Consider the following 21528-nt stretch of genomic DNA (forward strand, 5'->3'; position numbering starts at 1 on the left):
CGCACATCCTCACCCAAGGCCACGCCGTGGGCGCGGTGAGCGGGACGGTCCGGGGTCAGGCGGTCGGCAGCAGGAGCGCATCGACGAGCGCGGCCGCGGCGCCGTCCTCGTCCACCGTGCCCGTGATCCGGGCCGCGACGGCGCGGACCGTCGCGGGCGCATGCCCCATCGCGATCGACAAGGCGGCCCACCGAAGCATTTCGAGATCGTTTTCGCCGTCGCCGACGGCGACCGTCCGGGAGGGCGCGACCCCCAGCTCGACCCGGATGCGCTCGAGCGCCGTCGCCTTGGTGACCTCGGGAGCGGTGACGTCCACCCAGTCCACCCGGGCCGCGACCGCGGTGACGCCCGACTCGCGCAGCGCCGGCGCGAGTCGCAGTGCCCACTGCCCGTACACCACCACCCGCGGCGTCGGACGCGCCCAGATCTCCTCCAGCGAGCCCAGCACCTCCTGGTGCCCGTTGAGCAGCCGGTCGGGAAAGCGCCTGCTGACGCGGTACCCGGTGCCGACCACCTCAGCGGCGAGCCGCAGGTCGGGCCGGGTCCTGGCGACGAGCCGGCACACGGGCCCCGCGTCCAGGGCGGTCACGTCGACGACCGAGTACCCGTCCGGGCGCAGCCGCGCGGTCACCGCGCCGTTCGCCGCGACGACCCAGCCGTCGCTGATCCCGAGCTGGCGGGCCGCCTGCACGGCGCCCGACAGCGACCGGCCCGTGGCGACCACGAGGTGGTGCCCGGCGGCGCGCACCGCGGCTATCGCGTCGAGCACCGCGCCGGTCGGCCGGCGTCCGGCGCGTACGAGTGTGCCCTCGACGTCGCAGGCGACGAGAGCGGGTGTGGACGTGGGCACGTCCGAGAGTGCTGCGGCCCCGGAGGTGGTCGCGGTCACGATATTCCCCTGGTGATAGGTGGTGGGAACATCATGACCCATACTGGGACATTTTGGAACTCGCGTCTCAACGGCTGGAGAGCCGCTCGCGCAGGTCAGGCCCTGGTCGGCGCTCGGCCGCGCCTCGGGTTCACCGCTCCCGGACGGCGATTCCCGGGTACTTCAGGACCAGACCCGAGGCGTCGTAGGTGAGCACGCACTCGAAGTCGAAGGTCGACGACGCGTAGTCGAACCTGATCGCGGCCGGCGTCCGGCTCCTGAGCCGGTACTCCTGCTCGAGCCGCTCGACCCCCAGGTCGCCCGCCCGGACGAAGACCGCCGGCACCGGGTGCGGCTCCCCCGGGGCGGGATCAAGCCGGTGGACCGGCAGCGTGTTCGTCACCGCCGACGACTCCAGGTCCACGTCCAGGCAGCCGTCGAGATCGCGGCGTAGGACGCCGTCGACGAGCCACCCGGCGCCATCACCCTGCCCGGTCCGCTCGAGGGTGGTCCGGACGGTCCCGACCGCCGACACCGCCCGCACCTCGGCCCGGCGGGTGCACCACTGCGGGTCCACCTCTATCCGGTACCCGACGGACCACGCCTGCGGCCCCTCGACGGCGGTGGTGTGCCCGCGGAGCAGATACCCGTCGACCGCCGGCTCCGCGAAGAGCACCTCGAATCCTGCCCGGACCCCGCTGTGGGTCCAGGCGGACACGTCGGGCAACGGATCCAGCCGCACGGTCCGAACTCTATCCGGGCGTCGGCGCCATCCGCCGCAGCACCGGCTCGGCCGCCGCGACGACGTCCGGCCCGGAGATCGCGCCCGAGAGCCACAGGCTCGCGAAGCCGTGCGCCACGGACCACGCGGCGCGGGAGGCGTCGGCGTCGGGCGCCAGACCCGCGAGCGCCGCCGCTGACGCCTGCTCGGCCGCGCGCAGGCCGGCGTCGTCCGCGTGCAGGAGGCTGCGGTCGAACATGACGGCGAAGTGTCCCGGGTGGTCGACGGCGAACCGCACGTAGGCGATGCCTGCAGCGAGCAGGTCGTCGCCGGCCTCCTGCAGGGCCTCTGCGAGCAGGGTGTACCCCTCGGTGGCGACCGCGGTGAGCACTCCGGCCTTGTCGCCGAAGTGGTGTGCGGGCGCCGCGTGGGACACCCCGGCGATCCTGGCCAGCTCGCGCAGGCTGAGCGCGGCAGGTCCCCGTTCGGCGACGGCTGTCGCGGCCGCGGCGGTCATCGCGCGCCGCAGGTCTCCGTGGTGGTAGCTCATCCCGCTCCTGTCCGGCGCGCTGCGCCCGTCCGCCTTTTCCCCGACTCATCTTTCCATTGACAAGATAGCAGTGCGGGTGGTGAGGTGACGTCCGAACTTGTCGCCGTCAAGATTGGATCGTCATGCCCGTCCCGCTTCCCGTCCTCCTGCTCGGCGTCACCGCCCTGGCCCGCCTGGTCGGTCTCGTCGCGGTACCTGCCCTCGACTCCTGGCACGACGCCGCCCGTGTCGGCGCCGCTGCCGTCTACCTCCTGGCGGCGTCCGGCAGGATCGTCCCGCGGGTACGCCAGGACCTCGAACGCATGGTGCCGCCAGGGCTCCCCCGCCCCGACCTGCTCGTCGCCGGTACGGGGGTCCTCGAGCTGGCCGGAGCGGTGGGCCTGCTCGTCCCCGCGACGGCGCCGGCGGCCGCGATCTGCCTCGGGCTCCTCACGCTGGCCATGACGCCGGCCAACATCTCCGCTGCCCGGCGCGGTGTCCTGTTCGGCGGCAAGCCGGCCACCCCGGTCGGCCGCCGCCTGGCGGAGCAGGCCCTCTACCTGGCCGCCCTGGCGGCCGTCGTCTGGCTGCCCTTCTGACGGCTCCGGCGGGCTTCAGCCCGTACGTTCCTGTCGGGTCCAGCCCGACCAGCCGCGGTCCTCCAGGAGCTGCTCCAGGCGGCGGCCGGCGGGGAAGGAGTCGAGGGCCAGCGAGTCGAAGAGGTCGACGAGCCCCGCCTCCAGCTCGCTCGCCGAGCCGTCCGACCAGGCGGCGTGCTCGTCGAGCATCGCGGCCACCTGGTCGGCCAGGGCGGGCAGCCGCGGGTCATCGGGCATCCAGTCGACCGCCGCGCTGAGCCGCCGCAGGGTCTCGACGAACTGCTCGTCGTCCAGCAGCCTGCCCTTCAGCTCCATCGCCCCGGCGACCTGCTCCGGCGACAGCACCGCGAGGGTGAGGATCCAGCTGTCCCGCTCGATCTCGACCACGCGCTCGGGGAGGCCGAGCGCGCGCCACCGGTCCAGGTAGGCAGCGCCCTCGGGCGGCAGCGCCAGGCTGTCGCCCGCGGCGAGCCTGGCGATCCGTTCTCTGTGCCGCTCCCGGTCGTCGATCTCCGCACGGAGCCGCGCGTCGATCTCGGCGACGGCGGCCGCGAACTCCTCAGCGTCGGCGCGCAGCAGCTCCCGGACCCTCGCGAGCGGCACACCCGCCTCCGCCAGGACCCTGATCCGGATCAGGTCCACCGCCGCCTGGGCGTCGTACCGCCGGTAGCCCGAGTGGTCGCGCCCGGGCTCCGGCAGCAGGCCCTTGGCGTGGTAGTGCCGGACGGCGCGCGTGGTCACCCCGGCGTACGACGCGAGCTGGCTGATCGTCAGCATGTGGCCAGTCTCCTCCTGCTGCCTGCGGACGTGCTGGCGGCGGTCGTCATGTAGGCAGGGTGCAGGGTTGCCGCAGGGGCAGGGTCAAGCCCTGGTGCTCCTGCCGCGGGACCAGGCCCGGTCGACGGCCCGGTCGACGGCCCGGTCGACAGCTCAGTCGGCGTAGTCCCCGCCCGGCACGTCGAAGACCTCCTCCAGGGTCGTGACGCCGGTGGCTCGCATGTGCGCCGCCAGCTCCCGGCCGACCCAGCGCAGGTGCCAGGGTTCGGGCGCATAACCGGTGACCGCGCTGTTCTGGCGTGTGTACCGGACCAGCATGCCGAACTCGGCGGCGTGCTCGGCGACCCAGCGACCCTCCACGGTCTCGCCGAAGCAGGCCTCGAAGTCGCACTCCGGCCGGGTGGTCCCTCCGACGTCCACCCCGAGGCCCGTCTGGTGCTCGCTGTGCCCCGGGCGGGCCGAGACGGAGTCCGCCCGCGCGGCACCGAGCTGCGCCACCCACCCCTCGTAGACCGCCACCTGCTTGGGATAGCCCCGGTAGGCGCTGCGCAGGGTGAGGCGCACACCGTCGGCGTCGGCGGCGTCGAGCAGCGCGGCGACGTCGGGGGCGGCGTCCGGCCGGACGAGGTAACCGCGCACGGTGGTGAGGTCGGGCTCGTGGTCGACCGGGTCGAGCGGAGTGCGCTTGTTGACGACCACCCACGGGCTCGCGGGATCGCTGGTCGAGTGCTCCGTCAGGTCGAGGCCGGTGGCCGGTGGCGGGGCGTCGACGGGGCCCTCCGCCGGGGCCGCCACCGGGCTCGGCTCGGTCTGCGGCGCCCGGGCACCTTCCGGATTCTCCACCGGCTTCTCGGCCGGGCCCTTCTCTCCCGGCTTCTCCGCCGGGCCGGATGCGGTGGCCGGCGGCTCCGCCCCGGTCACACTGCCCCCCTCGTTGCCCAGGTCGGCGGCAGCACAGCCCGCCAGGAGCAGGCTGGCGACGAGGACGACGGCGCCAGGCCCCGCCGGGCGGACACGGGCGCGGCCACGGGTACGGACGAAGGAGACGGTCACATCAGCGTTGGTGTGCACGGCGCGGACCGCGATGACAGCGGCGGGCTGTGACGTGGACAACATCCGTGAGGTGTCATGGGGGCGCTCCTGCCGGACACACTGAGTCGGAAGCACGTCTCTTCGTCTCCGGAGTCCACCCTGGCAACGAACACCGAGCCACAGCGCCTCGAACCGGGCAGGCACACGCCTGCCCACCTCACGCCTGCCCTGACGGAGGCACTGTTCGTGGCGCACGCGAGCGCCGTGTACCGGTTCGCGCGTTCGCGGCTCCCTGCCGCCGAGGCGGAGGACGTGGTGGCCGAGGTCTTCGCCGTCGCGTGGCGCAAGGGCGAGCCGCCGGACAACCCGCGTGCCTGGCTCCTCGGGGTGGCCCGCAAGGTGATGGCAAACCAGGTGCGCGCCCAGCAGCGGCGCAACGCTCTGGTCGAGCGGGTCCGCGCCCATCCGGCCCCGGCGGGCCACGACGGCGTGCGGCTGGTCGGCGAGCTGGACGAGCTGCGCCGGGCGCTGGCCCTGCTCCGCCCCGCGGACCGCGAGGTGATCGCCCTGCTCGCGGCCGCTGAGCTGTCCACCCCTGAGGTCGCCCAGGTCCTCGGCTGCACGACGGCGACGGCGGCCACCCGGGTGCACCGGGCACGCCGCCGTCTGCGCGCGGCCTACGAACGGCTCACCGAGGAAGGTTCCTGAAGTGGAAGACGAAGAGCTGACCCGCGCACGGCGCGCCCTGCGGGGGGTCGACCCGGAGCTCGACCTGGCGCGCGTGTACGCCGAGTCGCGGGCACGCGCGCACGGCGTCCGCGACCACCTGCGTGGCGACGAGACCCTGTACGAGCAGAGCCATGAGCACGCGCAGGACCACTGGGCGACGGACGAGCGCGTCGAGATCCTGCTGCACGACCTCGACACGGAACCCCGGCGCGGCCCGTCCCGCGCACGCCGCGGGCGGGCACTGGTGTGGGGCGTCGCGGCAGCGGCAGCCGCCGCCGTCGTGGTGACCGTCGTCAACCTGCCGGCGCCCGGCGTGCAGCCCGGCTCGTCGCCCGGTAGCGGCCCCTCGCCGACCACCACCTCCGAGCCGGGACCGTCGCCGACCATCGCGCTGACGCCGTCCGAGGTGGTCGACCGCGCCGCGCCCGCTGTGGCCGGCGCCGACTGCGCGGTGAAGACTCGCTCGACGCTCGGTACGGAGTCGGCGACCCGTTTCGACGGCCCCGCGACAGACACCGGGACACCGAAGCCGATCCCGCTGAGCACGCAGCCGCTGGAGGCGCTGCAGCTCGCGACCGTCGGCGCGGCCCTCGACCTACCCGGCCTCGAGGGCACGGACCACCGCCTGGACGACGAGTTCCTGCTGGAGGAGGAGAACGGCCGGACCATGGTCCGGATCCGGTTCACACCCCCGGGCAAGTTCGTGCTCGGCGGCGAGGTGACCCGGATCGACGTGGTCGTCGACACGGCCACCTGGCTCCCGTACACCGCGGAGACCTGGGCAAGGTCCGACGGCGGCAAGGGGTACCAGGTGCACAGCGAGTTCCACTGGACGTCGTGCTTCAGCCCCAGCAGCAGCCCGACCCCGGAGGCCACCGACGGCGACCCGGGACCGGCCGACCCGGGGAGTCGCTCCCGGTAGCATTCCGGCGTGCTCAGCCCCGCGACACCCGGCGACCTCGACGACCTGGCCGCGTTCCTGCGCTCGGCCGACCTGACGGTCGCCGCCCTCGCGGAACCGGCCGTGCACCTGTGGCTCGACCGCGACGACGACGGCGCCGTGTGCACGACCACCGGCTTCGAGCTCGGGGCGAGCGGCGAGCACGCGCTGGTCCGCAGCGTCGCCGTCCGGCCGGACCTCCGGGGTGCCGGGGACGGGCTGCGCCTGGCACGCTTCGCGCTGGACCGGGCGGCCGACGCCGGGGCGCGTCAGGCCTGGCTGTTCTCCCGCCGCTCCGGCGGCTTCTGGCAGAAGCTCGGCTTCACGAACACGACCACCGATGACCTCGCCGCCGCGCTCCCCGACGCCCACCAGGTGCGCCTGTTCCGCTCGACCGGGCAGCTGGACCGCGAGGTCGCGTGGCACCGGCCGCTGCCCGCGCGTACCGATTCCGGCGCGCGGCTCGCCGCCGGATAGTCCAGCCGTCTAGGCTCGGCACATGAGGTCTCCAGAAGCATCCAGGTTCGGGCTGCCGGTACTCCGGTAGCCCGAGATGCCCCTGTAGAGACCGCCGAGCTGCCGCTCGGCCGCCTCCCCGCGCATCCGAAGGGCCCCGTAGTGCCGCTCAGGCCTACCCGTTCCCCTTCCTTCGGAGGCATCCATGCCTGTCCTGCTCTACGTGCTCGCCGTCGCGGTCTTCGCGCAAGGCACGTCGGAATTCGTCCTCGCCGGGCTCGTGCCCGGCATCTCCGCCGACCTCGGCATCACCATCGCCCAGGCCGGCTACCTGACCTCTGGCTTCGCGGTCGGCATGGTCGTCGGCGCACCGCTGACGGCGGCACTCGGCCGCCGCCTGCCACCGCGCTGGACCCTGACCGGCTGCCTGCTGGTCTTCGTCGCGGCCCACGCGGCGGGCGCGCTCACCGACCAGTTCGCCGTGCTGCTGGTCAGCCGGTTCGTGGCCGCACTGGCCAACGCCGGGTTCCTCGCCGTCGCGCTCTCGACGGTCACCACGATCGTCCCGGCCGGCAAGCAGGCCAGGGCGCTCGCCGCGATCCTCGGCGGCACGACGCTCGCCCTGATCGCCGGGGTCCCGGCCGGAGCCCTTCTCGGCGAGGTCTGGGGCTGGCGTTCGGCCCTGTGGGCGATCGCCGGGGTCTCGGCGCTCGCCCTGGCCGCCGTCGCCGCGCTGACGCCGGAGCGGCCCGGTCCTCGCGTGCCGATCGTCCGGGTGGAGCTCCGGGCCGAGCTCGGCACGCTCCGCTCCCCCGGCCTGCTGCGCTACCTCGCGCTCGGGGTACTGGTGAACGGCGCGACGTTCTGCGCGTTCACCTACCTGGCGCCGCTCGTCACGGACGGCGCCGGGCTCGGCTCGTCGCTGGTGCCGGTGGTGCTCGCGCTGTTCGGGCTGGGGGCCTTCGCCGGCGTCTCGGCCGCGGGGCGCCTGGCCGACGCGCACGGGCACCTGGTCCTCGGGATCGGCATCCCTGTTCTCGTCGCGGGCTGGGTCCTGTGGGCCGTTCTCGCGGCGAGCCCGTCCGCGGTGTGGGTGCTCGCGCCCGTTCTGGGCGCCCTCTCGTTCGCCGTCGGCGGCACGCTGATCGCCCGCGGCATGGCCTCGGCCCACGGCGCCCCGACCATGGGCGGCGCGTTCTCGACGGTCGCGCTGAACCTCGGCGCACTGGTTGGTCCGCTGCTCGGCGGCCTCGCCATCGGGCCACTCGGGCTCGTGGGCCCGCTGGTGGTCAGCGCGTCGTTCGCCGCCATCGCCGCCGCGCTCTGGTCCGCGACGAGCCGATGCCGGGCCACCGCTCCCCCGAGCTGACCGGGACGCGGCCGCTCTGGCCGAGCCGCTTGGCACACTTTTCTGACCATGCACTTGCTGCCAGGATGGCGCGCTGGTCGGCAGCAGGTGCATGGTCATCCGGCCGGCAGGTGCCGCGCCGCGAGCTGACCACAGGGGTCCCCGGCCCGGCCGTCAGAGGCTGCCCCACTCCTCGGCGGCCTGGGCGAGTCGTGCGTGGACGGCGGCGAGGGCCGGGCTGGGCGGCGCGCCCCGCCGCACCGCCAGGTACAGCGTGTTCAGCGGCGGCGCCGCTGGATGGTGGAGCTGCACGACCTGCCCGCTCTCCAGCGCCGGCGCGACGAGGTACCGCGGCAGCACGGAGACGCCGGCCCCCGCGGTCACGGCGGCGAGCACCGCGCGCAGGTCCGGGACAACGACGGACGTGAGGTTGGGCGGCCGGAGCCCGAACTCGCTGCGCCAGTAGCGGCGCACGATCGGGAGCTCCTCCGCGTAGGCGACCAGCGGCAGGTGCGACAGCGCGGTGACCGGGTCGGCGGCGAGCCGCACCGGGTCCACGGTGTGGGCCAGCGACGCCGGGCCCACGAGCAGGAACTCCTCGTCGACCAGCGGCGTCGCCACGACGGCGTCCTGCCGGGGACGCACCGAGGACACGACGAGGTCGAGGTGCCCAGCGGCCAGCGCGGCCAGCAGCTCGTCCCCCAGCCCGAGCATGACCCGGACCTGCAGGCCCTGGGCGACCAGGGGCGCGAGAGCTGGTAGCGCCCGGACGGTCATCAGCTCCGCCGCGCCGCCGAGGCGGACGAGCCCCCGGACCGCCGGGACCTCGTCCGCGGGGCCCAGCGCGGCCCGGAGCCCGTCCACGTGCAGGCCCACCTGGGTGGCCAGCGCCACTGCCCGCTCGGTGGGCTCGGCACCCCTGCGCGACCGCACGAACAGCCGCGCCCCGAGCTGTTCCTCGAGCCGCGCGAGCTGGCCCGTGACGGCGGGCTGGCTCACGCCCAGGCGCTCCGCCGCCGCGGACAGCGAGCCGGTGCGGTAGACCTCAAGGAACGTCGCGAGGAGGTCGAGTCCCGGCACCCGCGTCACCATCCGTCCCCCGAGGTCGTGGCCCAGCCCTGCCTGGTGCTCAGGCTAACCATGTCGGCACGACGGCGGGCGGTCAGCGGGCGGCGAGCGCCTTGAGCACCGCCTCGGCGGTCGCGGTGCTGGACTGGGGGTTCTGCCCGGTGATGAGGTTGCCGTCCTGGACCACGGTGCTGCTCCAGGGCGCGCCGGTCCTGAGGACCGCGCCACGTTCGCGCAGCTCGGTCTCCACGAGGAACGGCGTGCCGTCCCCGAGGCCGCCCTGGCGCTCCTCCTCGTCCGTGAAGGAGGTGAGCGCGCGGCCCGCGTAGGCGAAGGCGCCGTCCGGGGTCTCGGCGCTCAGCAGCGCGGCGGCGCCGTGGCAGAGCGTGGCCACCGTCGTCTGCCGCGTGTTGGCGGCGACCAGCAGCCGGCCGAGGTCGGCGTCGGACACCAGGTCGGCCATGGGGGCGTGGCCGCCGGGGATGTAGATCGCGTCGTAGTCGTCGGCGCGGATGTCAGCCAGCGCGAGCGGGCGAGCCAGCTGGTCCGCGACGGTGTCCAGGTAGGTCCGGTACTCCGCGGCGTCGGCCGCTGCAACGCCGCCCCGTTCGTCCAGGCTGACCTCGTCGACGGTGGGCCGCACGCCGCCGGGCGTCGCGAGGACGACCGTGGCACCGGCGGCGGTCAGCGTGCGGTGCGACGCTGCGACCTCCTCGGCCCAGTAGCCGGTGGGGTGGGCGGTCCCGTCGGCGAGGCGCAGGCTGTTCGCGGCGGAGAGGACCATCAGGATCTTCGACATCGGTGGTTCCGACCTTCTCTGTGAGGGATGCCCGCCGGGTCGTGCCGGCAGGGACGCCGCGGTGTGTCGCGGCTCTGACCAGAACGCCAGGATCCATCACCGAATGCCGGGTCGGCCCGGCGCGGCCATAACCCTGCTTATGACACCGATTTGACCATGCACCTGCTGCCAGATCGGGGCCGCGTCGGGCAGCAGGTGCGCGGTCGGCCGCGTGGCACACTTTTCGGCGGCTGACCAGCCCAGATGGCATCGTCCCGAGGGGTGGACGCTTTTCCGCTCACATCGCGGTCATGCTTACGATCCAGGTCAATCATCCAGAGCGGTCGAGAGTCCTGGCTCAACGACACCGCAGCAACCTGCCTCCGGAGCGCCAATTCCGGGCAAGGTGCTAACGCCAGGTCCGATGGAGCTGATACGCATGGCAGTCGAGTTCACGCACCTTCCCCACGCCACGATCCTGGGTTACCCGCGCATCGGCAGACGACGCGAGCTCAAGCGCGCCGTCGAGTCCTTCTGGGCCGGGCGCACCACCGCCGAGGAGCTGGAGACCACAGCCCATGACCTGCGGCTGGCTACCGCTCGGCATCTCGCCGGACTGGGCCTGGACGGCACGGCCGCCGTACCCGGCTCGTTCTCCTTCTACGACCAGGTGCTCGACGCCGTCGCCCTGCTGGGCGCGGTGCCCGAGCGGTTCCGGGACCTCGTCTCGACAGGCTCGACCAACGAGGCCACGGGCGCGCTCTCCCTGGAGGGCTACTTCACGCTGGCCCGCGGCGAGGGCGACAAGCCGCCGCTCGAGATGACCAAGTGGTTCGACACGAACTACCACTACCTCGTCCCGGAGATCGGGCCGGACACCCCGATCGGGTTCGCGGACGACCGCGTCGTGCACCAGTTCACCGAGCTCGCCCGGCCCGCCGACGGCGGCCAGGCGGTCGTGACCCGCCCCGTGCTCGTAGGACCGGTGACGTTCCTGCTCCTGAGCAAGCCGGCGGACGAGGCGCCCGACGGCTTCCACCCGCTCGACCGGCTCGACGACGTCGTCGCCGCCTACGCCGACGTGCTGCGCGCGCTGGCCGCCGCGGGCGCTCCCTGGGTGCAGCTCGACGAGCCCGCGCTGGTCACCGACCTGCTCGACGTCCCGTTCGACGAGGTGGCGGACGCCGTCCGCCGGGCCTACGCGCGGCTCGCCACGGACCTGTCCCCCGCTGCCGGGGCGACCGGTACGGCCGAACGCCCCGCGATCCTGGTCACCGCGCCGTACGGCGACCTGCGCAGCGCGGCGGGCGACGGGCTCGCCCTGCTCGCCGGCACCGACGTCGAGGCGATCGCCGTCGACCTCGTCAAGGGCGCCGTCCCGACCGGCCCCGTCGCCGGCCTGGGGAACAAGACCCTGGTGGCCGGCGTCGTCGACGGGCACAACATCTGGCGCGCCGACCTCGACGCCCGCCTGACCACGCTGGAGACCCTGGCGGCGCCGGGCACAGGACTCGGTGCGGGAGCGGTCGCCGTCGGCACCTCGACCTCGCTGCTGCACGTGCCGCACGACGTCGCCGACGAGCCCCGCCTCGACGCCGGTCTCAAGTCCTGGCTCGCTTTCGCCGACCAGAAGGTCGCCGAGGTCGTCACGCTGGCGACCGGCCTGACCGGCGGCCGGACGGCGGTCGCCGACGCGCTCGCCGAGTCGACGGCCGCCGTACGGTCCCGCGCCGAGGCGCCCGGCGTCGTCGTACCGGAGGTGCGGGAGCGGACCGCTGCCCTGACCCCCGCCGACGTCGAACGCGCGCCCTACGCCGAGCGGGCGGCGGCCCAGCAGGCGAGGCTCGACCTGCCGCCGCTGCCGACCACCACCATCGGCTCGTTCCCGCAGACGGCGGAGATCCGGAAGACGCGGGCGGCCTGGGTGCGCGGCGAGCTGTCGGACGACGAGTACACGACCGCGATGCGCGCCGAGATCGCGAGCACCGTGGCGCTCCAGGAGGAGCTGGGCCTGGACGTGCTGGTGCACGGCGAGCCCGAGCGCAACGACATGGTGCAGTACTTCGCGGAGCAGCTCGACGGCTTCGTGACCACGGTGCACGGCTGGGTGCAGTCGTACGGCTCGCGCTGCGTGCGTCCGCCGATCCTGTGGGGTGACGTCTCGCGCCCCGCACCCCTGACCGTGGAGTGGACCGCGTACGCGGCATCGCTCACGCAACGGCCGGTCAAGGGCATGCTCACGGGGCCGGTCACCATCCTGGCGTGGTCGTTCGTCCGCGACGACCTGCCGCTGGGCGACACCGCCGACCAGGTCGCCCTCGCGCTCCGGGACGAGGTGACGGACCTGGAGGAGGCGGGCATCGGCGTCGTGCAGGTGGACGAGCCCGCGCTGCGCGAGCTGCTGCCCCTGCGCCGGGCCGACCACCCGGGGTACCTCGACTGGTCGGTGCGCTCGTTCCGGCTGTCGACCGCCGGGGCCGGCACCGCCACGCAGGTGCACACGCACCTGTGCTACTCGGAGTTCGGCCAGGTCATCGGCGCGATCGACGGCCTGGACGCGGACGTGACCTCGGTCGAGGCGGCGCGCTCCCGCATGGAGATCGTGCCCGAGCTGGCCGACGCCGGGTACGGCCGCGGCATCGGGCCGGGCGTCTACGACATCCACAGCCCGCGTGTGCCGTCGGTCGAGGAGGTGACCGAGCTCGTGCGGCTCGCCGCCAAGTCGATCGACCCGCGCTTGGTCTGGGTCAACCCGGACTGCGGTCTCAAGACCCGCGCGTACGCGGAGACCAAGGAGTCGCTCCGCAACCTGGTCAAGGCGACGCAAGAGGTCCGCGCCACCCTCTGACCGGGTCCCTGAAGGTCGCGAGGTAGAGCGCTTGTCCGGGTCTCCCTGGCGTCACGGGGAGACCCGGACAAGCGCTCTACCTTGCGGGCCTTCGGGGGGTCAGCCGACGCGCCACTTCTGGGCCGCCGTGCCGTTGCAGGTCCAGATCTGCAGCTGCGTGCCGTTCGCGCTGTTGCCGTTCGGGACGTCGACGCACTTGTTCGCGAGGATCGAGACCAGGTCACCGGCCCCGCTGAGCGTGAACCGCTGGGCCGCGTTGCCGCTGCAGTTCGCGAGCTGCACCGCCGTGCCGTCCGCGGTGTTGGCCCAGGCGACGTCCATGCACTTGCCGCCGGCGCGCAGGGTGCCGTCGGAGTGGAAGGTCCAGCGCTGCGCCGCCGTGCCGTTGCAGGTCCAGATCTGCAGGCGCTTGCCGTCGGTGAACTCGGAGTTGGGCACGTCGATGCACTTGCCGCCCACACCGATCAGGGCCTGTCCGCCGCCGCCCGACGTCGTCGTGAGCTGCAGCCCGTAGGTGCTCAGGATCGGGTTCAGCGGCTGGTAGATGAACCGGCCGCCCGAGGAGCAGTCGCCGATCCGGCCGGACGTCACGCCCTGCGCCTGGTCGCCCGACAGCACCGAACCGCCGGAGTCGCCACCCTCTGCGCACGCCGATCCCGTCGCCATACCGGGGATGTCGCCGTTGCCGTAGTTGATGGTGACGTTCTTCTCCTGGATGACGCCGCAGCGCCAGCCCGTCGTGCGGCCGGAGCGGCACACCGTCGCGCCGATCCCCTGCTCCGCCGAGCCGGCCACCGCCGCCGTCCCGCCCGCGTAGTTGTTGACGCGCGGGGTGGGCGTCCAGTTGCTGTTGGTCGCCACCCAGGCCCAGTCGTGGCCCGGGAACGTGGAGGCGCGGTAGGTGCCGAGCGCCGCGCCGTCCGGTGCGTTGACGGGGTTGCCGGCCGCGCCACAGTGACCGGCGGTGACGAACCCGCCCTGCACGGCGAAACCGATCGAGCACAGCGTGACGAACCCGTCGCCCGTCGGACGGTGGAACTCGTCGCCACCGCGAATGTCGCGCGCGAGCTCGGGCGCGACCTTCGACCTCTCGACCCGCACCACGCCGGCCGGCACGTCCGCCTCGGCGATCATCGCCTTGGCCGCTGCGACGTCGGCGGCCTGGACGACCACCTCGTTGGTGGTCGGGTCCGCGTACCAGGCGTGCACCGAGGGCGCGGCGCCCACCTTGTCCAGGGACTCCTTCCACGACGTGAGCGCCTCGAGGCTGTGCGGGACGACGACGGCGTCGGCGCCTGCCCGCTCGGCGATCTTGGCCGCAGCGGAGGTGGTGACGGCGACCCGGGGCGCGTCGGCGCCCTCGGGCAGCCAGGTGCCGGCGTAGGCGCCGCCGAGCCGGGCCGTGAGGTGGGCCTCGACGATCGCGGCCTCGGCGTCGAGGGCGAGCCGGTCGGGGATCTCGGCGGGGGTGAGGCCGAGGTCGCGCACCATCGCGCGGACCTGGGCGTCGGGCAGCTCGGCACTGGACTGTTTCGTGCCGAGCTGCGTCGCGCTGAGCTGCTTCGTGCTGAGCTGGGTGGTGCCGGCCGACGTCTGCGAGGGCGGCGCTGCCCCCGCTGCGGCGGCTCCGGTGAACGTTGTACCGACGACGATCGCGGCGGCCGACAGCGCTATCAGAGAGCGGGAGGCTCTCAGGGATCGTGACATGGTGTGCTCCTCATCAGGCCTGGGGAACCGGGTGCCTGGGAGCGTATTGACGCCGCGTCACCACCAGAACGGGTGGGACGGCGTCGTGTGGAAAGTACCTATCACCCCTTATGTGCCCAGGGATGACCAGGTCGTCAGCGGGGCGGGCGCTCCCCGCTCCCCCGGGCGACCACCCGGGTCGGCAGCACCACGAGCTCCACGGGCCGCGACGGGTCCGCCGACCGCGCCACGGCGAGCTCGGCCGCGCGCCGGCCCATCTCCACGGCGTCGTACGCCACGACGGTGATGCCCAGCAGGTCGGCGAGCTCGAAGTCGTCGAAGCCGACGACAGCCACATCGGAGCCGCCCGGTGCGTCCCGCAGCGCCTGGAGCGTCCCGACGGTCACGCGGTTGTTCGCCGCGAGCACCGCGGTGGGCGGTTCCGGAACCGCGAACAGCTCCACCACCAGGTCCCGGGCGGCCGCCACCGAGTGCGCACCCGAGCGGAGCAGGCGCTCGGCGTCGGGCAGCCCGGCGTCGCGCATGGCCGCGAGGAACTCGGTGCTGCGTTCCTGGTAGGTCCACAGGTGCGGCTCGTCGCCCACGAAGGCGATGCGGCGGTGCCCACGGGCGAGCAGGTGGTCGACGGCGGCCCGCGTGCCGCCGCGGTTGTCGATGACCACCGTGTCGACGTCCATCCCGGCCGCCGGCCGGTCCACTGCCACCACCGTCAGCCCCGCGTCGATCTCGCCCTGCAGCGCGGAGTGGTCGGCGCCGGCGGGCGTCACGATCAGCGCGCCGACGCGCCGTTCGAGCAGCTCGCCGGTCAGCGACCCCTCGCGCGCGGGGTCCTCGTCCGACGACGCCGTGAGCAGCTGCAGCCCGTGCTCCCGCAGCTCCCGCTCGATGCCGCTGGCGAGGGCCGAGTAGAACTGGTTGGCGAGGTCGCCGGTGATGAACCCGACCAGGCGCGAGAAGCCGCCACGTGCGAGGTCGGCGGCCACCGCGTTGCGCCTGAAGCCCAGCGAGGTGGCGGCGTCCTGCACCCGTTCGCGCGTGGCGGCGGCCACGTTGGGCTCGCCGTTGAGCACGCGGGACGCCGTCTTCAGGCTCACCCCTGCGGCCTCGGCCACCACTGCCAGCGTCGGACGACGGATCATTCAGGCCTCCCGGCGCTTGCGCAGCAGCATGTCGATGATGATCGCCAGCAGCAGCACGGCGCCGGTCACCATGTAGCGCGCCGCCTGGTCGACGTTCATCAGTGTGAGCCCGTTGGCGATGGACTGGATGACGAGCACCCCGAGCACCGCTGACCACGCGCTGCCCCGCCCGCCGAACAGGCTGGTACCGCCGATCACCGCCGCGGCGATGGCCACGAGGTAGGTGTCGGCGCCCCCGGTGCCCTGGTTGGCGGCGCCCAGTCGGCCCGCCGCGAGCACCCCGCCGAGCGCGGCGAGCGTCGAGCAGGCCACGAAGCACAGCACCACCGTGCGCCGCACGGGCACGCCCGCGAGCGTCGCCGCCCGCCGGTCGCCGCCCACCGCGCGCACGGACCGGCCCCACCGCGTGCGGCGCAGCAGCACGTCGGTGACCACCACGAGCAGCGCGAAGAGGAGCACCGACCAGCCGATGCCGCGCGCGGTGCCCGCGTACAGGTAGGCCACTATCGCGGACAGCACGGCGGCCAGGACGAGGGTGCGGACGACGATCTGCGGCACGCTCGCGCAGGCGAGGTCCGCGCGCCGCCGTCGGGCCCGGGCGGCGACCTGCAGGGCCGCCGAGGCGAGGACCGTCACGGCGACCAGCGCCCAGGCGACACCAGAGGGCAGGAACCCCTGCTGCACCGAGCGGACGAACCACGACTCGAACGGCAGGTTGATCGAGCCCAGCGGCCCGAGCACCCGCAGCTGCACCCCGGCGAGGAACAGCAGCCCGGCCAGGGTGAACACGAAGCTGGGCAGCCCGAGCCGCGTCGAGAGCGCGCCGTAGCCCAGCCCGACCACCACCCCGCAGGCCAGGGCGGCGAGGATCGCGACGGCCACCGGCCAGCCCAGGGTCACGGAGCCGACGGCGACGACCGCCGCCGCGAGCCCGCTGAGCGACCCGACGGACAGGTCGATCTGGCCCACGAGGAGCACGAGCACGACGCCGAGCGCTATGACCCCGACGGGGGCGCTCTGCAGCGTGAGGTTGACGAGGTTCTCGGGGGCGAGGAAGGCGGGGTTGACCGCGCCGAGGATCAGCCAGATGCCGGCGAGCGCTGCGACGATCGGCAGCAGGCTGTTGCGGCCGCGCATGCGCTGCCAGACGGCGCCGGGCAGGCCCGCGCCGGTGACGCTCGGTGGTGCGCTCATCGGCGTGCCGCCTTGTTCGGTCCGGCCTGCTTGGCTCCCGGCCGGACCGCGCCCGTCATGGCGGCGAGCAGGTCCTCGTAGGACGCGTCGCCATCGAACACGTCGTGCACGCGGCCGAGGCGCAGCACGAGGATGCGGTCCGCGACCGCCTGCAGGTCGCCCGCCTGGTGGCTGACCAGGACGACGGCGTGGCCGCGCTCCCGCAGCCGGACGATCAGGTTGAGCACCTCGGCGGTCTGGCGCACACCCAGGGACGCCGTCGGCTCGTCGAGGACCACCACGCGCGGCGAGCCGAGCAGCGCCCTGGCCACGGCGACGACCTGGCGCTGGCCGCCGGACAGGGTGCGCACGGGTTCGCGCACCGTGGGCACGCTGGCGGCGAGCTGGTCGAGCAGGCGCCAGGCCTCGCGCTCCATCGCCACCTCGTCGAGCAGGGGCCCGCGCCGGGTCTCGTGCCCGAGGAACAGGTTCTCGACGACGTCGAGGTCGTCCACGAGGGCCAGCTCCTGGAACACCGCGGCGATGCCGAGCGCGCGGGCAGCGGCGGGCGAGCCCAGCACCACGGGGCGCCCGTCGAGCAGCACCTGGCCGGCGTCCGGCCGGTGCGCGCCCGCGAGGACACCCGCGAGCGTGGACTTGCCCGCGCCGTTGTCGCCGACTACGGCGAGCACCTCGTGCTCGTGCACGTCGGCGTCGACGTCGACCAGGGCGCGGACGCCGCCGAACCGCTTGGACACGCCCCGCAGGGAGAGCACCGGGTCGCTCATGACTCCTCCTGCCCGATCAGGCCCGCACGCTCGCAGGCGGCCTCGTACGCGGGCACGCAGATCTGCTCGGTGGAGTAGACCCGCCCGTCGACGATCACGTGCCGGACGTCGGCGGCAGCGACCGCGCGCGGTGCCAGCAGCATGGTCGGCACACCCTCGATGACCACGCTCGCACGGGGGTCCTCGCCGCGCAGCACGCGCACGGCCAGCTCCGCGGCCGTCTGGGCCTGCTGGTCGGTCGCCTTGTAGACGGTCATGTACTGGTCCCCCGCGATGATCCGCTGCACGGCGGCGAGCTCGCCGTCCTGCCCGGTGGTGACCGGTACGGGGTCGAGCCCCGCGGCCTTCGCCGCGGCGATCGCGCCGCCCGCCATGCCGTCGTTGGCGGCGAGGATGCCGTCGACCTGGCCCGGGTACCTGGTCAGCATCGCCTCGGTCCACTCGGTGGCCTTGTCGGGGCTCCAGTCGGGTGTGTAGTGCTCGGCGAGCACGTCGATGTCCTCTCCTTCGAGGGCTCGGCGGGTGCCGGCCGCGATCGCGAGCGCGTTGGGCTCGGTCGCCGAGCCGTGCACCAGCAGTACCCCTGGCCGTCCGTCGTCGGAGCCGTCCGAGCCGTCGTCGGCCCGTTCCTCCGCTCGCTCGTCGACTCGCTCCTTGACCGCGCCGACCAGGGCCGAGCCCAGCAGGAAGCCGATGAACTCGTAGTCGTACGACACGTAGTAGTCCGCGCCGTCCACGAACCGATCGTAGGCGATCACCTGCGCGCCGAGCCTCTTGGCCTGCACCGCTATCCCGACGGCGGCGACGGTGTCCACGGCGTCGAGCACCAGCACGTCGGCACCCTGCGCGAGCATCGACTCCGCCTGCTGGAGCTGCGCGGCGGCGTCCTGCCCCGCGTTGGCATACAGGACGGTGCAGCCGGGGCAGCGGCGGTCGACGACGGACACGAAGGTGGGCCGGTCGGAGGCCTCGTAGCGGGCGGTCTGCGCCTCCGGCAGCAGCAGCCCGATGGTCCCCTCTGCCACGGCGCCCTCGGCCCCGGCCTGACCCCCGGGCCCGCCGGCCCCGCTGCCCGTACACCCACCGAACAGAAGCCCAGCCGCCACGACCCACCCCACCGCCCGCTGAGTGCGGGTCCGTGGAGTGCTGGGGGCCTGGGCGGTCATTGGGCCACGCCCAGGGAGCCGAACATTCTTGCCTGGTCCAGGGCGGCCGCCAGGGCGCCGCGGACGCCCGCGTCAGCACCCAGGGTCGAGGGGATCACCTCGACGGGGCCGCGGGACGTCGCGACGATGCGCTGGCCGAGCGCGGTGCGCAGCGGTTCGAGCAGCACGTCCCCTGCCTCGGCGAGCGTGCCGCCGATGACCACGACGTCGGGGTCGACGAGGTTGCACAGGTTGGCCAGGGCGATGCCGAGGTGCCGGCCGGCGTCGAACACGACACGGCGGCAGCCGGCGTCGCCGTCGAGCGCGCGGGCCACGAGGTCCGCGAGGGTGAGGTGCCCCGCCTCCGGCGGGAGCATCGACAGGAGGCTGGTGGCGCCCACCAGCATCTCGAGGCAGCCGCGGTTGCCGCAGCGGCAGACGGGACCGTGCTCGTCGACGGACACGTGCCCGATCTCGCCGGCAACCCCGGACCTCCCGTGCAACGCCCGGCCGCCGAGCACCAGCCCGCCGCCCACGCCGTGGGAGACCCTGACATAGGCGACCGAGTCGTACCCCGCTCCGGCGCCGAACCGGGCCTCCGCGATCGCGGCGAGCGTCGAGTCGTTGTCGGCGGTCACGGGGACGTCGAGCTCGGCGCCAAGGATCTCGTCGACGTGCACGCCGTCCCAGCCGCGCATCATGCCGACGGTCACCACCTGGCCGGTGCGGATGTCGACGGGTGCAGGCACCCCGACGCCGACGGCGAGCAGCTCGGACGGGTCGGCGTCCACGGCCTCCATCATCTCCCTGACCAGCATCGCGACGCGCTGCAGGCCGGCGTCCGCTCGGTGGTCCGGGGCGAGCGGCATGCGCTGCTCGGCCAGGACCCGCATGGATGCGTCGGAGAGCGCGACGCTGAGCGAGCGCATGCCGAACCGGATGCCTGCGACCACACCGAGGTTGCGGGCGAGGGTCACCTGGAGCGCGCGCCGGCCGTTGCGCGTGGACTGCGCGGTGTGGAGCACACCGGCGGTGGTGAGCTCCTTGACGATGTTGGAGATAGTGGCTGGGGACAGCCCTGTGACGCCGGCCAGCTCGATCTGCGTGAGCGAGCCACGCTGCTGGACGGCGCTCACGATACGAGCTCGGTTGGCCTCACGCAGTGAGGTCTGCGAGCCCGGGGTCACCCGATCCGCGCGCACAGCGCCCAGGGTAACCGCCTTCCAGGCGGTATGACGGGTTTGGATACACGAACTGAACCTTGAGGTCACGATCAGGCTTCGCTTGCGTTCAATTCTTGACACCAACGCGGCCCAGTCGTTCGATAGGACCCGGGTTCACGGGCGTACAGGCGCGCCCGGCCGGTCGCAGGAACGATGCCGTCCTGCGCGCGAAGTGACTTCACCTTCGGCGCGCACCACGACGTCGTCCGGGTCGGTGCTCCAGCGACCGAGGAAGGTTGAGGGACCCCAGATGCGTTCGAACCGGAGGATTACCGCGACGGTGGCGACAGCCGCTGTTCTCGGTCTCACGCTGGCCGCGTGCGGCGGCGGGAACACGGGTGGCGACGGCGGTACCGAGGGCGGCGGCAGCCAGGTCGAGGTGTTCACCTGGTGGGCGGCCGGCTCCGAGAAGGCAGGCCTCGACGCCCTGGTCGGCGAGTTCGAGAAGCAGCACCCCGGCATCGAGTTCGTCAACGGCGCCGTCGCCGGTGGTGCGGGCTCCGCCGCGAAGGACCTGCTCCAGACCCGCCTGCAGGCGCAGGACCCGCCGGACACGTTCCAGGCCCACGCCGGCGCGGAGCTGCAGGACTACATCGACGCCGCGCAGATCGAGGACGTCTCCGACCTCTACGACGAGTTCGGGCTGACGGACGCGTTCCCGGCCGACCTGGTCGACCGGCTCTCGTCGGAGGACGGCGCGATCTACTCGATCCCGTCGAACATCCACCGCGCGAACGTCGTCTGGGCCAACCCGACGGTGCTCGAGGAGAACGGGATCGACCCCGCCGCCGAGTACGAGGACCTCGACGCGTGGATCGCCGACCTCGAGACCCTCGACGCCGCAGGCGTCACGCCGCTCTCTGTGGGCACCACCTGGACCCAGGTGCACCTGCTCGAGACGGTGCTGCTCGCCAGCCTGGGCGCCGACGCGTACAGCGGGCTGTGGGACGGCAGCACCGACTGGGAGGGCGCCGAGGTCACCGCGGCGCTCGAGAACTTCGAGACCCTCATGGGCTTCACCAACGACGACCGTGACGGTCTCGACTGGCCCGAGGCCACCCAGATGGTGATCGACGGCGGCGCCGCGTTCAACGTCATGGGCGACTGGGCGGTCGCGGCGTTCGAGGAGCAGGACAAGGCGCTGGGCACGGACTTCACGGCGGCCCCCGTCCCGGGCACCGACGGGACGTTCGACTTCCTCGCCGACTCCTTCACGCTGCCGGTCGGCGCCCCCGACCCCGAGGGCGCCAAGGCGTGGCTGGAGACCGTCGGCTCGCTCGAGGGCCAGGTCGCGTTCAACAAGGCGAAGGGCTCCATCCCCGCCCGTACCGACGCCGACCCCGCCGACTTCTCGGAGTACCAGCAGACCGCCATCGAGTCGTTCGCGAACGACACGATCGTGTCCTCGCTGGCCCACGGCGCGGCCACCCCGGTAGCGACGCTCAACGCGATCTCCGACGCGACGAGCAAGTTCACCACCGGCGCGTCCGACCTGGCCGGGTTCCAGTCCGAGCTGGCAGCCGCCGCACAGGGCTGACACCGCCGTAGGTCGCGGGGCGGGGGGGGGGCGCGAAGGCGGGCGGGGGGGGCCCCCCCCACCGCCCCCAAAACACCCCCACCGAAGGGGGTACAAAAAAGAAAAGGAGAGAGGGGGGTTGGG

Annotated in this window: 20 protein-coding genes and 1 riboswitch; of the genes, 7 read left to right on the plus strand and 13 right to left on the minus strand. The window is 73.7% G+C overall.

Annotated features, from left to right (window positions below):
* Positions 1–55: 55 nt before the first annotated feature.
* The 3 genes from AB0I32_RS16345 to AB0I32_RS16355 all read right to left on the minus strand — a co-directional run bounded on the left by AB0I32_RS16345 (position 56) and on the right by AB0I32_RS16355 (position 2139).
* Entirely contained in the window at positions 56–889 is an 834-nt protein-coding gene (locus tag AB0I32_RS16345) for an HAD family hydrolase (protein WP_357507766.1), read from the minus strand.
* 130 nt (positions 890–1019) lie between these two features.
* Complete coding sequence (locus AB0I32_RS16350) at positions 1020–1610, minus strand: putative glycolipid-binding domain-containing protein (RefSeq protein WP_357507768.1); 591 nt, start codon at positions 1608–1610, stop codon at positions 1020–1022.
* A gap of 10 nt (positions 1611–1620) precedes the next feature.
* Complete coding sequence (locus AB0I32_RS16355; RefSeq protein WP_357507770.1) at positions 1621–2139, minus strand: WHG domain-containing protein; 519 nt, start codon at positions 2137–2139, stop codon at positions 1621–1623.
* Between the two features lie 122 nt (positions 2140–2261).
* On the opposite strand from AB0I32_RS16355, the gene AB0I32_RS16360 reads away from it, so the two are divergent.
* Positions 2262–2717 carry a DoxX family protein gene (locus tag AB0I32_RS16360; RefSeq protein WP_357507772.1) on the plus strand — a complete coding sequence of 152 codons (456 nt, stop codon included), beginning with the start codon at positions 2262–2264 and terminating at the stop codon, positions 2715–2717.
* 15 nt (positions 2718–2732) lie between these two features.
* On the opposite strand, the gene AB0I32_RS16365 is transcribed toward AB0I32_RS16360, so the two are convergent.
* Positions 2733–3494 (minus strand): MerR family transcriptional regulator, encoded by a 762-nt coding sequence (locus tag AB0I32_RS16365; RefSeq protein ID WP_357507774.1) that lies wholly within the window; start codon positions 3492–3494, stop codon positions 2733–2735.
* A 153-nt stretch (positions 3495–3647) separates the two neighbouring features.
* On the minus strand, positions 3648–4610 hold the full coding sequence (locus AB0I32_RS16370; RefSeq protein WP_357507776.1) for a D-alanyl-D-alanine carboxypeptidase family protein: 963 nt from the start codon (positions 4608–4610) through the stop codon (positions 3648–3650).
* A 162-nt stretch (positions 4611–4772) separates the two neighbouring features.
* Between AB0I32_RS16370 and AB0I32_RS16375 the strand changes: the two genes are divergently transcribed.
* The 4 genes from AB0I32_RS16375 (at position 4773) to AB0I32_RS16390 (ending at position 8020) form a co-directional block, all read left to right on the plus strand.
* Positions 4773–5234, plus strand: a complete 462-nt coding sequence (locus AB0I32_RS16375; RefSeq protein ID WP_357507778.1) for a sigma-70 family RNA polymerase sigma factor — start codon at positions 4773–4775, stop codon at positions 5232–5234.
* Position 5235: 1 nt separating this feature from the next.
* The gene (locus tag AB0I32_RS16380) at positions 5236–6177 is read left to right on the plus strand and encodes a hypothetical protein (RefSeq protein WP_357507780.1); all 942 of its coding nucleotides are present in this window, start codon (positions 5236–5238) and stop codon (positions 6175–6177) included.
* Between the two features lie 9 nt (positions 6178–6186).
* Complete coding sequence (locus AB0I32_RS16385) at positions 6187–6672, plus strand: GNAT family N-acetyltransferase (RefSeq protein ID WP_357507782.1); 486 nt, start codon at positions 6187–6189, stop codon at positions 6670–6672.
* A gap of 184 nt (positions 6673–6856) precedes the next feature.
* Complete coding sequence (locus AB0I32_RS16390) at positions 6857–8020, plus strand: Cmx/CmrA family chloramphenicol efflux MFS transporter (protein ID WP_357507784.1); 1164 nt, start codon at positions 6857–6859, stop codon at positions 8018–8020.
* Positions 8021–8173: 153 nt separating this feature from the next.
* On the opposite strand, the gene AB0I32_RS16395 is transcribed toward AB0I32_RS16390, so the two are convergent.
* Positions 8174–9079 carry a LysR family transcriptional regulator gene (locus tag AB0I32_RS16395; protein WP_357507786.1) on the minus strand — a complete coding sequence of 302 codons (906 nt, stop codon included), beginning with the start codon at positions 9077–9079 and terminating at the stop codon, positions 8174–8176.
* 82 nt (positions 9080–9161) lie between these two features.
* Positions 9162–9866, minus strand: a complete 705-nt coding sequence (locus tag AB0I32_RS16400; protein ID WP_357507788.1) for a type 1 glutamine amidotransferase domain-containing protein — start codon at positions 9864–9866, stop codon at positions 9162–9164.
* Between the two features lie 307 nt (positions 9867–10173).
* A riboswitch (SAM riboswitch) is annotated at positions 10174–10276 on the plus strand.
* Positions 10277–10284: 8 nt separating this feature from the next.
* Between AB0I32_RS16400 and metE the strand changes: the two genes are divergently transcribed.
* Complete coding sequence (metE, locus tag AB0I32_RS16405; protein WP_357507790.1) at positions 10285–12693, plus strand: 5-methyltetrahydropteroyltriglutamate--homocysteine S-methyltransferase; 2409 nt, start codon at positions 10285–10287, stop codon at positions 12691–12693.
* Positions 12694–12792: 99 nt separating this feature from the next.
* Here metE and AB0I32_RS16410 read toward each other — a convergent pair whose 3' ends face one another.
* From AB0I32_RS16410 to AB0I32_RS16435, 6 genes are all read right to left on the minus strand, one after another.
* Positions 12793–14400, minus strand: a complete 1608-nt coding sequence (locus tag AB0I32_RS16410; protein WP_357507792.1) for a ricin-type beta-trefoil lectin domain protein — start codon at positions 14398–14400, stop codon at positions 12793–12795.
* 134 nt (positions 14401–14534) lie between these two features.
* Entirely contained in the window at positions 14535–15539 is a 1005-nt protein-coding gene (locus tag AB0I32_RS16415; protein WP_357507794.1) for a LacI family DNA-binding transcriptional regulator, read from the minus strand.
* Complete coding sequence (locus AB0I32_RS16420) at positions 15540–16733, minus strand: sugar ABC transporter permease (RefSeq protein WP_357507796.1); 1194 nt, start codon at positions 16731–16733, stop codon at positions 15540–15542. It abuts the gene before it with no gap.
* Positions 16730–17500 (minus strand): ATP-binding cassette domain-containing protein, encoded by a 771-nt coding sequence (locus AB0I32_RS16425; protein WP_357507798.1) that lies wholly within the window; start codon positions 17498–17500, stop codon positions 16730–16732. Before AB0I32_RS16425 ends, AB0I32_RS16420 begins: the two co-directional genes overlap by 4 nt.
* Positions 17497–18525, minus strand: a complete 1029-nt coding sequence (locus AB0I32_RS16430; protein ID WP_357507799.1) for a substrate-binding domain-containing protein — start codon at positions 18523–18525, stop codon at positions 17497–17499. Before AB0I32_RS16430 ends, AB0I32_RS16425 begins: the two co-directional genes overlap by 4 nt.
* A gap of 137 nt (positions 18526–18662) precedes the next feature.
* Complete coding sequence (locus AB0I32_RS16435) at positions 18663–19781, minus strand: ROK family transcriptional regulator (protein WP_357507801.1); 1119 nt, start codon at positions 19779–19781, stop codon at positions 18663–18665.
* Between the two features lie 337 nt (positions 19782–20118).
* On the opposite strand from AB0I32_RS16435, the gene AB0I32_RS16440 reads away from it, so the two are divergent.
* Entirely contained in the window at positions 20119–21405 is a 1287-nt protein-coding gene (locus tag AB0I32_RS16440) for an ABC transporter substrate-binding protein (protein ID WP_357507803.1), read from the plus strand.
* Positions 21406–21528 lie beyond the last annotated feature (123 nt).

The organism is Promicromonospora sp. NPDC050249 (assembly GCF_040656015.1).
Lineage (GTDB): Bacteria > Actinomycetota > Actinomycetes > Actinomycetales > Cellulomonadaceae > Promicromonospora.